Origin of the sequence: Alicyclobacillus sp. SO9 (genome assembly GCF_016406125.1) — a bacterium.
Lineage (GTDB): Bacteria > Bacillota > Bacilli > Alicyclobacillales > Alicyclobacillaceae > SO9.
In genome coordinates, this window is record NZ_CP066339.1 from 544,385 (window position 1) to 559,617 (window position 15,233).

At 50.8% G+C, this 15,233-nt stretch carries 9 protein-coding genes, 1 tRNA gene and 1 other RNA gene; 10 read left to right on the plus strand and 1 reads right to left on the minus strand.

The genetic code is table 11. The features are described from left to right. Window positions 1-70: 70 nt before the first annotated feature. From GI364_RS02310 to GI364_RS02325, 4 genes are all read left to right on the plus strand, one after another. Window positions 71-976 (plus strand): LysR family transcriptional regulator, encoded by a 906-nt coding sequence (locus GI364_RS02310; protein ID WP_198852122.1) that lies wholly within the window; start codon window positions 71-73, stop codon window positions 974-976. A gap of 48 nt (window positions 977-1,024) precedes the next feature. Continuing rightward, window positions 1,025-2,803: a chloride channel protein gene (locus GI364_RS02315; RefSeq protein WP_233096130.1), complete on the plus strand. Its 1,779-nt coding sequence runs from the start codon at window positions 1,025-1,027 to the stop codon at window positions 2,801-2,803. 30 nt (window positions 2,804-2,833) lie between these two features. Beyond that, window positions 2,834-5,734 (plus strand): UPF0182 family protein, encoded by a 2,901-nt coding sequence (locus GI364_RS02320; protein ID WP_198852124.1) that lies wholly within the window; start codon window positions 2,834-2,836, stop codon window positions 5,732-5,734. A 1,569-nt stretch (window positions 5,735-7,303) separates the two neighbouring features. Next, a complete protein-coding gene (locus GI364_RS02325; RefSeq protein WP_198852125.1) occupies window positions 7,304-8,476 on the plus strand; it encodes an MFS transporter in 1,173 nt (390 codons plus the stop codon). Window positions 8,477-8,766: 290 nt separating this feature from the next. Here GI364_RS02325 and asnB read toward each other — a convergent pair whose 3' ends face one another. Then, window positions 8,767-10,644 (minus strand): asparagine synthase (glutamine-hydrolyzing), encoded by a 1,878-nt coding sequence (gene asnB, locus GI364_RS02330; RefSeq protein ID WP_198852126.1) that lies wholly within the window; start codon window positions 10,642-10,644, stop codon window positions 8,767-8,769. Between the two features lie 113 nt (window positions 10,645-10,757). Between asnB and GI364_RS02335 the strand changes: the two genes are divergently transcribed. The 6 genes from GI364_RS02335 (at window position 10,758) to dnaX (ending at window position 15,232) form a co-directional block, all read left to right on the plus strand. Continuing rightward, complete coding sequence (locus tag GI364_RS02335; protein ID WP_233095977.1) at window positions 10,758-11,081, plus strand: late competence development ComFB family protein; 324 nt, start codon at window positions 10,758-10,760, stop codon at window positions 11,079-11,081. Between the two features lie 4 nt (window positions 11,082-11,085). Further along, complete coding sequence (gene tadA, locus GI364_RS02340) at window positions 11,086-11,568, plus strand: tRNA adenosine(34) deaminase TadA (protein ID WP_198853817.1); 483 nt, start codon at window positions 11,086-11,088, stop codon at window positions 11,566-11,568. Window positions 11,569-11,637: 69 nt separating this feature from the next. Next, window positions 11,638-11,727 (plus strand) — tRNA-Ser (locus GI364_RS02345). A 57-nt stretch (window positions 11,728-11,784) separates the two neighbouring features. After that, window positions 11,785-11,884: signal recognition particle sRNA small type (gene ffs / locus GI364_RS02350), an RNA gene on the plus strand. 187 nt (window positions 11,885-12,071) lie between these two features. Further along, window positions 12,072-13,190, plus strand: a complete 1,119-nt coding sequence (locus GI364_RS02355) for a two-component system sensor histidine kinase NtrB (RefSeq protein WP_198852128.1) — start codon at window positions 12,072-12,074, stop codon at window positions 13,188-13,190. Window positions 13,191-13,384: 194 nt separating this feature from the next. Next, window positions 13,385-15,232: a DNA polymerase III subunit gamma/tau gene (dnaX, locus tag GI364_RS02360; RefSeq protein ID WP_233095978.1), complete on the plus strand. Its 1,848-nt coding sequence runs from the start codon at window positions 13,385-13,387 to the stop codon at window positions 15,230-15,232. The last annotated feature ends 1 nt before the right edge of the window (window position 15,233 follow it).

Genomic DNA, 15,233 nt, shown 5'->3' on the forward strand with positions numbered 1-15,233 from the left:
CATAACTTTAATCGCAGAATGAGATAATAGTTCTGTGACTAAACCATTTAGCAAGGAGGTGACGTTTGAGGTGGAATTGCGTCAACTAATTTATTTTCGCACGGTGGCTCAGATGCAACACGTGACCCGTGCCTCTGAACACCTGATGGTGGCGCAATCTGCAATCAGCCGTCAAATCCAGTTGCTCGAACAGGAACTCGGGGCTCCTTTGTTTTTCAGGGAAGGCAAACGCATTCGGCTGTCTCCTTTAGGTACAAGGTTTCTCCCGCACGCAGAGCGGATTTTGAGAAACATCGAACAGGCCAAGGCCGAAACACAGAGTTTTCGCAACCCGCACGCAGGAACCATTCATTTGGGCTTTCCACACAGTGTGGGCGTTTATTATGTTCCACGACTGATTGCCGCATTTCAACAGGAGTTTCCGGAAGTGTCGTTTGATTTGGTCCAGGCCCGTGTAAGTGCGCTCTTGTCACAACTGCGGGACGGTGATTTGGAACTGGCCATTGTTACACCATGGGATACATCCGTTCTTGCAGAACGATATCCAGGCAGGTTTTTGACAGAAGAGCCCCTTTTCATTGTGTTGCCGGAACAGCACCCCTTGTGTCAGCGCAAAGAAATTCACTTGTCAGAGTTACGGGATGAACCGTTTGTAGTGTTTAAAGAGGGATACACTTTACGTAAGATGGTGTGGGACGCATGCATTGAAGCGGGCTTCGTCCCAAGAATTGCTTTTGAGGCTGAGGAGACGGACACAATCCGGGCTTTTGTCCAGGCAGGTCTCGGCATCAGCGTGCTGCCTCCGTCAGAGACGGCTGGAGCACTGGGTATCCGTGAGGTAGCCATCAGCAATCCGCCGCTTCAGCGGGCGATTGGTATGGCATGGTGGCAGGATTCCGCTTTGTCAGCAGCGGCAAAGGAATTTGTAAGTTTTGCTTCAAAGTCTGTCCCTGTTTTCAACAAACGAGTAGAATAGGGACGGTATTGGAATAACAAACATAGGGTGGGGAAGAAATTGCACGTAGTGAATGAAGTAGGACAAGACCAAGCAGCATTCTTTTCAGCACAAGTAACCGCTGAAAAGAGGAAGTGGTATCAACCGCGTCTAGGCTTCCATGCATGGTTGAAGAAATTTCTGCCCGAGCCTATTATTTTGTTGTTATATGCACTTCTTGTCGGTATTATTGGCGGCTTTGGCGCAGTCGGATTTCGTCGTTTAATTGCGCTGTTCAAATCGCTTTTCTTTACAGATGTAAAAGGTGCATTTGCGCCTTTAGGACACTTCGACGTGTTTTTATTACCTGTAATCGGGCTGTTTATTGTCAGTTTTATGGTGCAGTACTTGGCGCCTGAGGCCAAAGGACACGGTGTGCCGGAGGTCATGGCGGCAATTGCTGAAGAAGGAAGTATTATTCGTCCGCGTGTAGTTGTCATAAAAGCTGTATCTTCCGCACTTTGTATCGGATCTGGTGGTTCAGTCGGTCGTGAAGGCCCGATTGTTCAAATCGGATCCGCTTTTGGTTCATCCCTTGGAGCTTATCTGGGGTTGCCTGAACGCTACCTGCGTTTGCTCGTCGGGTGTGGCGCTGGGGCTGGTATTGCGGCCACGTTTAATGCACCAATCGGCGGAGTGATGTTTGCCACAGAGGTTATTCTCAACAGCTTCACACTTCAGAATTTTACCGCTGTGGTGATTTCCTGTGTAGCGGCTGCAGGAATTGGACGTATTTTCTTTGGAAATCATGCTACATTGACTGCAACCGTTCCGGTTTCATCGCCCCATTTTTCTTACTACTTCATCTACATTCTGGTTGGTTTGCTTGCTGGACTGTGGGGCTTCGTATACATTCGGGTTCTCTATAAAATCGAGGACTGGTTCAATGCGATTCCGTGGCCCTTTTGGAGTAAGGCAATTCTTGGCGGCGTCATTGTGGGCGGTATTGGCGTGGCATTTCCGCAGGTGTTCGGCGTTGGCTATACTTGGGTCAATGCTGCCATTTCCAATCACATTGGGCTGACTATGATGTTTGTACTGCTGATTCTCAAACTATTGGTGACATCTGTAACCATCGGGGCCGGCGGCTCAGGCGGAGTTTTCTCACCTGGACTGTACCAAGGCTCGATGCTTGGCGGCGTGATTGGTCTGCTCGTCGTGCAGATTTTTCCGCACAGCGGTCTTAATCCAGGCATGTTAGCTGCCATTGCGATGGCTGGCGTATTTGCAGGCAGTGCTCACGCACCGGTCACCTCCATTATTATGTTGTTTGAAATGACAGGTGACTACAAAATCATTCTTCCAATTATGATTGTGTCTGTCCTGGCTGCGACGGTCACAACGACCATGTCCAAGGAAACAATTTACACTCTAAAACTGGTTCGTCGAGGCCTTGACTTCTATCGCCTGCGACAACCTGATAGAATGAAGGCAATCACCGTTGGAGACGCTTTGGCGACAGAGCATTTAGCCCTTGATGCGAATTTGACTGTCCGTCAGGCGTGGAAACGGTTTGCGGAAACCAACGCGTGGTTTGCCCATGTACGCGACGAAAAAGGTGTCGTAATGGGGTCTGTTGCCCGTGCACAAGTGCTTGAAACCATGAACCAGACAGATGGTCAGGATACCATTAAAATGGAAGAGCTTTTGCCAAAGACGATTCATCGCATCGATGAGCAGGCCACTCTCGCAGAGGCGTTGGATAAAATGCACACCTTGGATGTGACCTACTTGCTGGTTGTCCGCAAACAAAATCCAATCGGCGTGATAGGCAGCTCAGATATCATTCACGCTTATAAGGAAGAATAGTTGCAGAAACCACAAGGCAGGAGGAGTTGGATGAAAAACAATTCATTTTCATCGACGAGGGTCAAGTTGCCTCGAGGGTGGAAATACATCCTTGGGATCATCGTGCTGGTCGTCATTGTCAATGTTGCCTTCAACCGGTTTTATGAAGTCCGCTTGCACGGCGCACTGGGTTACGGCAGCGTCTATACCAAACAAATGGTCTTTGAACTGTTGACAAGGTATATTGGCGCAGTCATTTATGCCGGGCTGGCCATGCTCGCTATCCGTCCGTTGGAGCGAATGCTGCCCAAGGCATTTGCGGTGCTGCTTCGGATCCCTGCACTGTTTCTTGGTTGGGTGATTGGCTATGGCATGTGGTCGCTGAATCCAACGACTTGGTATTTGTTTTTTATGGGCAAGTCCTTTGGCAAAGTGGACCCTTTGTTTCATATTGACTTGTCGTTTTACGTCTATCGTCTCGATCCGGTATTGAGTATTCTTGGGCGAATCGCAGCTACTTTTATTCTATTTGCTGCGGTTCGAGCCTTTATTTTCCTCATTTACATAGCCCGTCACAGGATAGCTATCTCCGCAGAAAACTTGACTGCTGAAACGGGGCGTCAAGGACGGTTCCTCTTGTGGTCTGCAGCAGTCCTGTTTGCGTTGCTGACGGTAATTGCAGTGGTCTTGCGCTACCGTCTGGCACTCGTGACAGGTCCTGGGTCGTTTCTATTTGGACCCGGATTTGTAACTGCAAAACTAACGGCCCCGATTTTCTCATGGCTTCATATCGCAGCCTTGGCACTCATTGCTGTTACGTTTGCTATCTTGGCTTTGCGGCCTCACTCTGTTTTTACCGTTCAGGACGGTTTTGTAAGTACATCTGTTCGCGCCTGGAAACGTCCGCTGCAAGCTATCGGCTTGTTAATTAGTGTCTCGATTCTAACTGGAGCCACAGGAGCACTTGTCAACGGACTGTATGTGCATCCGAATCAGAACACGGTTGAACTTCCGTACATCAAGCGCACGATTGACGCAACGCGCTGGGCCCTCGGTATCAACAACGTAAAGGCCAAGACTTTCACGCCGTCGGATACGTTGTCTGCCAAGGAAGTCAAACGAGATCAAAATGCGCTTGAAAATGTACGCGTCAACGACCAGGGACAGACGACATCCATATACAACCAATTGCAGAGCTTCAAGAGCTACTTCGATTTCCCGGCGACCAGTGTGGACAGGTACGGAGGAAAGGAAGTATACATTTCTGCACGGGAGATGGACGTTTCCAAATTGCCAGTTCAAACGTGGGTTAACAAGACGTTGGTCTATACCCACGGATACGGTGTTGCGGCGAGCCCTGTGAACCACTTTGACGTCAATGGATTGCCGCAGATGTGGGCCAAGAACACGCCCCAGGCAACGCAGAGTCCCATTCCGAAAGTCACACAGCCGAACATTTACTTTGGTTTGATGAACAACAACGTCATTGCTCCTTCAAAACAGCCGGAGTTTGATTACCCGGTGGCCTCGGCTGACCACACGTCACACTATAAGGGCGGATATGGACTGCCCATCCGGGGGAACAGACTGTTTCTGGCAGTAGAAGAGGGATCATTAAAGTTTTACACCAGCAGTCAGTTTACAAACAAGTCCCAGTGGCTCTTTGACAGGAACATTTACACGCGAGTCAAGGACATTGCACCCTTTTTGTCCTATGACAACGATGCGTATCCATTTATTGGAGCCGATGGTCACATCAAGTGGATGCTTGACGCCTACACAGAGTCGGCAAGTATTCCGTACGCACAAAACAAGCTGCAGACGGCGTATATTCGAAATTCCGTAAAAGTCGTGATGGATGCGTATACGGGCAAGGTCACATTTTATGTGGTCAACAAACAAGACCCGATTATTCGAAGCCTCATGGCCATCTATCCGCATGTGTTTACAACCAAGATACCTGCCTACGTGCGAGCGCACTTCCGCTATCCAAAGGACTTGTTCCAAGCTCAGGCACAGGCATTGACACGCTATCATATGACGAACCCTGCAGCCTTTTACAATCAAGAGGACCTGTGGTCGATGGCAAACCAGATCTACAACCAGAACCAGACGAAGCCAAGACCGCCAGTGTATCAGATGATTCGAATGCCAGACCAGAATAAACCCCAGTTTGTACTGAGCGCCTTGTTCACACCTGCCAACAAGGATAACCTCAACGGTTGGCTGATTGCGGATAACGAGCCGGGTGATTATGGGACGCTGAGTTTGTACCAGTTCCCCCAGTCAAAACTGATATTCGGTCCCATGCAGGCCGAGAACCAAATCGATTCTGATCCAGTCATCTCATCGCAACTAACGCTGTGGAATCAGCAGGGTTCCCATGTCATCCGAGGAGACCTGCTTTTGATTCCTGTCGGAAACTCCATTCTGTATGTGGAGCCAGTCTACCTCGTGGCAAACCGAAGCAACTCCTTGCCTCAGCTTGAACGCGTCATCGTCGAGTACAACAAGCACGTGTACATCAATCACTCACTAGGTGCGGCTGTTCAGGACTTGCTGAAGGGGAACTCCACGAAGTCTCAAAGTGGCGGCTCCAGCGGAGGAACTTCCGGCCAGCAGGGGGCAGGAGGCAGCAGCGCTGGAACGGGATCGACCGGAGCGGGATCGACCGGAACGGGAGCCGTGCCGGGCACCATTTCGGAGAACGCCAAGAAAGCAAATCAGCTCTTCCAGCAGTACCGGAAGGATACGGCAAGCGGCAACTACCAGGCTGCTGGCAAGGACCTGACGCAATTAGGCCAGTTGTTGAGTCAGATGCAGAATCAAACCAATTCACAGGGAGCCGCAACAGGCGGGGGAAGCGCCAAGACCGGCAACTCGACTGGCGGGAGCAGTAACACTACCGGCGGACACTCTGGCAACAGTACAACGAACAGCAGCGGGAAGTAACGCTACACTCTGGGCAGGAGAGCAGGAGAGCAGGAGAGCAGGAGAGCAGGAGAGCAGGAGAGCAGGAGAGCAGGAGAGCAGGAGCCCGATGCGGGGAGCGGACTTGTTTGAACGGAGCCGGCCAAACAGCAGCATGAGCAAAGTGACGCCGTGCAGGTTATACTGTGCGGCGTCGCCAATTTCGGTTGGATGACAGAGTCGGCCAGATTGCGCCGAGAGAGTGTGTAAATTTGTCCCTCAGTAAAACCAGGTGTCCCCAACATTGCACTACGTTGCGTTTCCTTTTTTTTCTCTGTATACGCCATTGCACGGATTCAACTGGACGTTGATGACACTCCCGTCGCTGGGCCTGCCGGGGCAGGGGCTGATGGACTGACGGGAAGATAGGAAGACGGTGGGCTGCTGGATGAGGCTGCTGGGCGGGCGATTAGTGCCTCGAAAGATCCCTATTGCCCGAGGGGCGATGCCATTGTGATCCCAAGGATCCTTAATGCCACCTGGCCCCTGGCATTAGTGTCATAAATGGACACTAATGTCGGAAGAGGCAGAGTGGAGCGTGGCTGTTAAGGAGCAAAGGGATCCCTATTTCAGAGGGCCTGCTGGTGATAGTGATCGAATCGATCACTATTCTGTGGCGGATATCGAGATAAGGATCAAAAGGATCACTAAGCAACGGGCTACCAGCGGCACAGGGGCCCGCACCGACTGTGTCCGTCGCAGCGCCTGCCAAATTCGCACCAGCATTAGGGTGTAACTTCAATTTCAGTTGATTAATGGCAGTTTACCACCTATTTTTTCGTTCGATCCCGTTGATCTGCCGGGCCTCGCTGGCTGTGGTGGCTGGCGGGCCTGCCAGTGAGGCTGGTTAGTGCCTCGAAAGATCCCTATTGTCGGCGGGGCGATGCCATTGTGATCCCAAGGATCCTTAATGCCACCTGGCCCTGGCATTAGTGTCATAAATGGGCACTAATGTCGGAAGAGGCAGAGTGGAGCGTGGCTGTTAAGGAGCAAAGGGATCCCTATTTCGGAGGGCCTGCTGGTGATAGTGATCGAATCGATCACTATCCTGTGGCGGGTATCGAGATAAGGAGCAAAAGGATCACTAAGCCACCCCGCAGGCGCCAGCAGCGGCCCGCACCCACTCTGCACCCCCGTCTCCGTCGCAGCGCCTGCCAAATTCGCCCCATCATTAGGGTGTAACTTCAATATCAGTTGATTAATGGCAGTTTACCACTTATTTTTACCTTCGATCCCGTTGCCCCGCCCGGCTTCGCTGCCTGCCGCGCCCTTAGTGCCTCATCCTTCCATCCTTCCATCACCCCGTGCATGTTTTCACCTGGTTTGTCGTTAGCCCATGATGCGGTCGCCGTACAGGAGTTCCGGCAGGTCCAGCAACAATAGGCGGATTTTGCTGAAAATAGGAAGTCTCGGTGTTGCTGTCGCGTGAAGGGAAACATTGCATCGTAACGTGAGACAAAAATCATCCGAAAGGACTAGTCAATTTAAGCAAAGGGTAGTAACATACTTCTTGTGTATTTCGAGTACCGAAGAATCATGGGAGAGATTGTTATGATCAAACGTTTTCCGCCTGCAGTCTGGGCGACCACTTTTGCTACATTGATTGCATTTATGGGGATTGGTGTTGTCGATCCGATTTTATCCCAAATCGGCAAAGCCATGGGAGCCAACAGTTTTCAGGTGGAGTGGCTGTTTACCAGTTACATTGCCGTGATGGCGTTGTCCATGCTGATATCTGGGGTGCTTGGAACAATTTTTGGCGGACGCCGTGTGCTTTTGATTGGATTGGGCTTGGTCGTTATCTTTGCGACAGCCAGCGGACTTTCTCCAAACCTTGTTGTTTTGGCCACAGTACGGGCTGGGTGGGGATTAGGCAATGCATTTTTTACCTCGACGGCTTTGTCTATCATCGTTGGCGCTTCCAGTGCGAGTATGTCGGAAGCGATTACGCTGTATGAAGCGGCACTTGGGCTTGGCATCGCATCGGGCCCGCTTCTCGGAGGTTTCCTTGGCAGCTTCTGGTGGCGTTATCCCTTTTTTGGCACGGCCACTTTGATGGCCATCGCTTTTATTCTGACGTTTACGCTTGTGAGGGATCCCGAAAATAAAGAGCCGCCGCGAGGTCCCCAAGACATTTTTATTGCCATGCGGCATCCTGCGGTGCTGACCAACGCGTTAATTGGGCTGGCGTATAGCTTTGCCTTCTTTACGATTCTCGCGTATTCTCCATTTACGCTAAAGAATATAAGCAGCATGTCTCTTGGCTTTACCTACTTTGCATGGGGCATTCTGGTTGGCATATCGTCTGTGTTTGTGGTGAATTGGCTGCGGCCTTTGCTGGGCACAATTCGACTCCTGGTCTTGAATTTGGTTGGTTTGGTTGCGGTGTTCGCTGTGGCCGGTTTTGTCCACGGCAGTTCGTTGCTGCTTGTAATTGTGATATCCGGATTCTTCTGCGGCATCGCAAACGCTTTGTTCACTACTCTGGCCATGGAGGTATCTCCGTACTCCAGGTCGATATCGTCAGGCGCCTACAACTTTGTACGCTGGGCTGGCGCCGCTTTGGCACCTGTCATTTCCGGATTTATAGGTGACAAGTTTGGAGCGCAAGTCCCCTTCTTTGTCAGCGGAGCGATCCTCTTAATCGGGATGCTGGCACTGGTGATTCGGTCGAGTACCATGGAAACAGCATTGGCGGCCACAGGGCACGCCCATGGAGAGTAGACCGATTGTGTTTATGATGGGAAAACTCACGCAGAGGGTATTGGAAGATGGCGAGAAACTCTAATAGCGCTATGAATCGTACCTGCTTTGACCGGTTTGGATTGGGAAGTTTGGTGGACAGAAGAGACAGTTAGAACATCGTAGTGCTTTTTGAACCGCCGCATGGAAATCCGCTTGTACGGTGATTGGGGGGAGGGGGTTAGCCGCCCCCTTCTACTCGATTCGATTTGGTGCGCGGATTACGGAGCGGTGTTCCGTCACCTGTTTCACTCTGTGTTCCGCGCGTTTGTTCAGTTCTCTTGCAGTGCTGTTTTCCTGGAGAATTCAATTCGAACCTTGTAATCCTTTAACCACTGATTGACTTGAATAAGGTAGTGAAACATCTGGGCCGTTCCTGCGATTTGTCCGAACCATGGCCGGTGTTCAGACTTGTCGTAGCTTGATGAAATCCATTCCTTAACGGCCCCTTCATCCAGCAAGGGTCGAATAGGTGCTTTGTCATCCGCCAGGATCTCTTCCAATCGACTGCGAACAGCTTGCAGGTACTCGGGGTTGGGATCAGACGGATATGGACTCTTTTTTCGTCCCAAGACGTCTTTGGGAAGATAGGCTTTCATTGCACGCCTGAACACGCCCTTGACTTGGTTGTCACAAGCCTTGTACTCCCATGGGATGTTGAAGACGTATTGAACCAGTCGATGATCGCAAAAGGGGACACGGACTTCGAGTCCGGTAGCCATACTCATTCGGTCTTTTCGGTCCAAAAGTGTTGCCAAAAAACGCGTAATACTCAGGTATGAGATTTCACGGATACGCGCTTCTCGTTCTGACTCTCCTTCTAGCCGCGGCACTTCTGCAAGCGCTTCTTGATAGCGTTTTTGGACATATTCATAAGGTTTGATTTTGTCCTGGATATCAGGTGATAACACGTTTACCCGTTCCTGGAGTTTGAGTGCCCACGGAAAGGTGTCAGCGTCAAGGGATTCTTGGCGGTGAAACCAGGGGTATCCGCCAAAGACCTCGTCAGCCGCTTCTCCGGACAAAGCCACAGTGGCATCCTTCTTAATTTCCTTGCAGAATAGATACAACGACGAATCGATGTCGTACATGCCCGGCAGGTCCCTGGCTTTTATGGGTGTCATTAAATGCTCCAGTTGGTCTTTCATACTAAAGACAACCGGGTGATGCATACTGTCAATGTGATTCGAGACTTTTCTGGCCCACGGTGCATCGAGGCCGGTTTGAAAGGCGTTTGCCTCAAAGTTCTGCTCCATGCCGTCAAAATCGATGGAGTACGTGTGCAAACGTCCCATACCTTGCTCTTCAAACGCTTCGGCTGCTACCGCGGATACAGCGCTGGAGTCAAGACCGCCTGATAGAAAGGTACATACAGGGACATCAGATACCAGTTGCCGCGAAACGGTGTCGAGAAAGAGTTCCTTGACTTTTTCTACAGTCGTCTCGAGATTGTCTGTGTGTTCTTCAGCTTTGAGTGACCAATACTGATCAATCTTTGTCGTGCTTTTCGTTACGGTCATACGGTGACCGGGCCGCAGTTCATCAATGCCTTTGAAGACGCCGTGACCAGGGGTTCTGGCAGGGCCCACACAAAAAATCTCTGCAAGGCCTTCTTCATCAATGACGGGTTCGATTTGCGGATTGGCCAAAATTGCCTTTAACTCTGATCCAAATAAAACTCCCGTACCAGTTTGAGAGTAAAACAAAGGCTTGACTCCAAGCCGGTCACGTGCCATAAACAGCGAATCGTTTTTCTCGTCCCAGATGGCAAACGCGAAAATCCCATTGAGTTGGTGGACACATTCTGAGCCCCATTCAATGTAGGAGATGAGTAATACTTCTGTATCCGAATATGATTCAAACTGATATCCGAGCAGAGCTAGTTTACTTCGAATGTCCTCTGTGTTGTATAACTCTCCATTGTAGGTAATCGAATAGGTTCGGTCACCGTGGGTTCTTACCATAGGCTGCGCGCCGCCAACGGGATCGACAACAGTCAGACGACGGTGGGCGAAAGCGGCTCGCGTTGAAAACCAGGCGCCGTCAGCATCTGGTCCTCTGCAGGCTAACGTTTCTCCCATGGCTGCAACGGTCTCTTTCTCCTGCGTCAAATCTCGTTCCCAGTCAACCCATCCTGCGATTCCACACATTGGGCGTAGCCTCCCTGTCATTGCGTCGTACCTAGGTACCCTATGCGCATCGCGAGAAAGATGTGCTTTTGCCTACAAGTGTGGAGAGGAAATTATGCGGGATGTGTCGAAATATGGTGCCTATAACACTCGAAGCGCCTAAAGTGTCACTTTTGGAAGGTGGAAAAATGATGGTGACAAATGTTGTAGAGCAGCTTGTTCGCAATACACTGGAGGAAAATTTCCTGGAAGACGACAAGCTCTTCTGTTCCTGTGAACTATGTCAAAACGATATTGTTGCCTTTGCCTTGAATCGGCTGCCCCCAAGGTATGCTTCGTCCGAATTGGGGCGAGCTTATATTAAGAGTCAGTATTTTACGGTGCAAATGCAGTCGGATATTCTTCGGGAAGTGACACACGCGGTTGAGGTTGTTGGACAGCATCCCCGTCATGCATGAAAGGATGAATCCATTGAAAGACGAGGACTACATGCGTCTGGCACTAGAGCAGGCAGAACAAGCGGCCGTCCTTGGCGAAGTTCCCATTGGGGCCGTCGTGATAAAGGACGGTGCGGTGGTTGGAAGCGGGCATAATTGGCGGGAAACATGGCGAGACCCGACGGCGCACGCTGAACTGGTTGCTTTGCAAGCGGCAAGCCGGCGCTTAGGAGGTTGGCGGCTGGAAGGGTGCGACCTGTACGTTACACTTGAACCGTGCCCGATGTGCACAGGAGCTGTCATGCAAAGCCGCATAAGGCGGTTGGTGTATGGCTCTGCAGACAGCAAGGGCGGTGCCGTAGTTTCAAAAGTAGAGTTGCTGAAAACGGGCTTGTGGAACCATAATCCAGAGATTACAGGTGGCATTTTGGCTGACGAATGTGGTATGATACTCAAGGACTTTTTTCGAGGACTGAGAAACAAGCCTGTCTCCGACAATCAGTCCTAAGTGACGAACAGCTATGAGGTTCGTTCAGGATTCAAGTTTCAACAGCATAACACTTTGAATGAAGAGCACGGAGAGATGTCTGAGTGGTCGAAAGAGCTCGCCTCGAAAGCGAGTGGCCCTGCAAGGGGCCCGTGGGTTCGAATCCCACTCTCTCCGCCATTAGTTTATGTGGTAGTGGTCGCGTCGGATTGTAACGCGTCTTGTGCCCAAGGACCAAATTGGGTCCCATGCGGCGAAACCTCCCGAACCGTGTCAGGTCCTGACGGAAGCAGCACTAAGGGAGATGTTTCGGGCGACGTGGGGCAACCTGGTTTGGTTCTTGGTCAGAGGGCGCGTTTTTTGCTGTCTGTTGCGCGTAAGTCCCTTTAAGTCCCTGTAACTAGTCTAACTTTCGCAAAATACGTCGATCCAAGTCAACTTGTGGAATGTTTTGTCGATAGAGGAGGAAGTTGGCTTCCTGCTGCGAATTCAGATAGACATAGTACAGGACTGGAGGTTAAGGAATGGCTGAGGCAGGACACCTAGATGACAGCATTTGTTGGGATTGGGCACGCTCTCTGAACTGGGGTGTTATCTTCATACACAGTGACTTAACCGTTCGAATTGAGAATCAGCTCGGTGCATCCTTGCTGGATACAGGATTTGAGGAAGACATGGTTGTACCCTTGGCTGACTGCCTTCCGTCCCATTCTGATGAATACCGCGTGCTTCAGGATATGGTCTATGCACAGAGAGAGTTTCGAGACTTGTTTTTGCTCTGGCAAACTAACGGACGAGTCCGGCATGTACTGCTCGATTCCTATCGCATTCGCCGTGAAGACGGGACTGTGGCCGGCATGCGGGTGATTGCCAAGGACTTAGGTAATTTTATATCCCTTGAAAAGCGCTTGCAGCAGACGAACCGGCTCTTGACGACGAGCAAAGTAGCCGCTGGCATCGCACATGAAATCCGTAATCCGTTAACGACTATTAAAGGTTTTGTGCAGGTGCTCGACCAGGTGATTTCCAATCTTCCTGCCCAGATGCAGTCATCCGAACGGAATTATGTCGATACCATTCTTTCCGAAGTGGAACGCGTTGAATACATTGTTACTGACTTGCTCATGCTGGCCAATCCCAGACGACTTGAAAAGACCGAGTGCAGCATCAAAGACCTGCTTGTGGAACTTGAACCGGTCATATCAGAGAGGACTCTGTCTCAGAATATACAATTCGAATACAGCGCTGAGGACCTGCCTCTGCTTGAATTAGATAAGGAAATGATGAAACATGCCATGCTGAACCTGATTGACAATGCGATTGAAGCCATGGCAGATGAAACACACGGAGATGCCGCTGCCGGCATCCTGAAAATTCACGCGCAGCGAGTGGACGATTTGATACGAATCGATATTTCTGATTCTGGTCCAGGCATTCCCTACTATGAAACGGATAAAATTTTTGATGCATTTTTCACAACCAAGGACGGCGGCATTGGCTTGGGACTGCCGATTTGTCAGCGCATTGTCTCCGATCACGATGGTGAAATTCGCGTCTCGTCAAAGGGCTACGGCACTACCTTTTCTGTCTTTTTGCCTCTTTCTGCCTCTAAGGCGGCACATTTGTCCAGTAGAAGCGGTTGAAGCGCTCTCTGTAGTTCTTGATGTAGTTCTTGATGTAGTTCTTGATGTAGTTCTTGATGTAGTTCTTGATGTAGTTCTTGATGTAGTGAATGTGAATCCGGTCACTTTCAGGACAGATTCCCCCTCGTTTGCGGAAGTCATTTTATTGTTAAAGAACTGCCGTTTGTCGTCGCCAGCATTGCTGTGATACTGTTATGACAGGTTTTATGAGGCTGTTCGAAAAGCTACCGTCTTTTCGGACACGTACCTTATGTGTCCTCGTGAAGGAGGGGTCCGCCCTGTCATATCAAGCTCTTTATCGAATGTGGCGGCCGCAGACGTTCCGTGACCTTATTGGTCAACCCCATGTTAAACAAACACTGGTTAACGCACTGCAGCGCGGGCAGGTTGCCCATGCCTATCTATTTGCCGGACCGCGGGGTACCGGGAAAACCAGTGCGGCTAAAATTCTTGCGAAAGCCGTGAATTGTTTAAATCCCCTGGAAGGCGAGCCGTGCAATGAGTGTGAAGCCTGTACAGCCGTTCAAAACGGGACTGGGATGGATGTAGAGGAAATTGATGCGGCCTCCAATCGCGGCGTAGATGAAATCAGACAGCTTCGTGAAAAAGTGCAGTATGCGCCCACTGGGCTGACGCGCAAAGTGTACATCGTTGATGAGGTTCATATGTTGACCACGGAAGCGTTTAATGCGCTCCTGAAGACGCTGGAAGAACCCCCCAACCACACCCTGTTTGTTCTCGCAACGACTGAGCCTCACAAAATCCCAGGGACTATCATTTCTCGCTGTCAGCGGTTTGATTTTCGTCGGATTGCACCAGAACTCATGGTGGAACGACTGGAGACTGTGTGTAGTACTGAAGGCTGGACGCGCAGCGAAGAAGCCCTGTGGAAAATTGCTCAGGCAGCAGACGGCGGGTTGCGTGATGCTCTTGGACTGTTGGAGCAGACGTCCGCGTTTGGCGGGGGAGACATCAGCAGTGAGAATGCAGCGCACGTAATGGGAGGGGTTGAGTCCGTTCTGTTAGTGCAATTGCTGCAAGCCATGTGGCAACGTGACATGGCTAAGGTGTTGAATTTGCTTGGGGACTGGTATGAAAGGGGCAAGGACGCTACAAGAATCGTGCATGATCTGCTGCAGATTCTACGCGATTTGGTCATCATCAAAATGTCTCCTTCGGATAGTCTGCCAGGTCATCTTCGACTGTCTTCGCTGCAGGACGCAGCGCAGCAACTGAGCGTTCCGTGGTTAATGCAAGGCGTCAAGAAACTTGGGGAGACATACACCGGTCTGCGGTATGTAGATGACCCCAGGCTTGCTTTGGAGGCTGCCTTACTGGCATTGGTACCACGAGATGAAGATACTGAGGAGCGTCTCCATTCGGCACATCAGGCAAGCGGAGTAAAGTCCGAATCAGGCGTTACGGTACCAGGTAAAGCTGCAGACAAGGCGTCAGCGAGTACGCGCTCAGATGCCAATGATTCGCGGGAACCGGATGAACCCGCAGGGGCCACAGGGCCGTCTGGACGTCAAGGCCGCGAGGCAGCACTTGCACCAGAGCCGAGCGCGACAACGTTGGCGAAGCCCGCTGCGAAAAAGAATGGACGCACTTCCGAATCAAGGAAGCAGGAAGTTCTGAGAAAACTTGCAACTGAAGCAGACAACGAGGTACTCGAACGAGTACAATCAGAGTGGCAGCAAATTCTCCAACGGGTAAAAGATGAGCGAATTCAAACCCATGCCTGGCTGATGAACGGACAGCCTGTTTTAGCCACAAAAAATGCAGTTGTGGTTGTGTTTAGCAGCCGGTTTCACCGTGATGCAGTCATGAAACCAGACGAGCGTACGGTCATCGAACAGGCCTTTGCCCAAGCAGCGGGCATTTCACTTCAAATGCTTGCCCTGTTAAAAGAGGACTGGGAAAAATTTCAGACACCGACAGAGCCTGAACCAAGTGCTGCTTTGGCTACAGAGTCAGACCTTGCTGAGAAAGCGGTTCGGGTTTTCGGGAAAGACTTGGTTGAAATTATTGACGGAGAGTGAT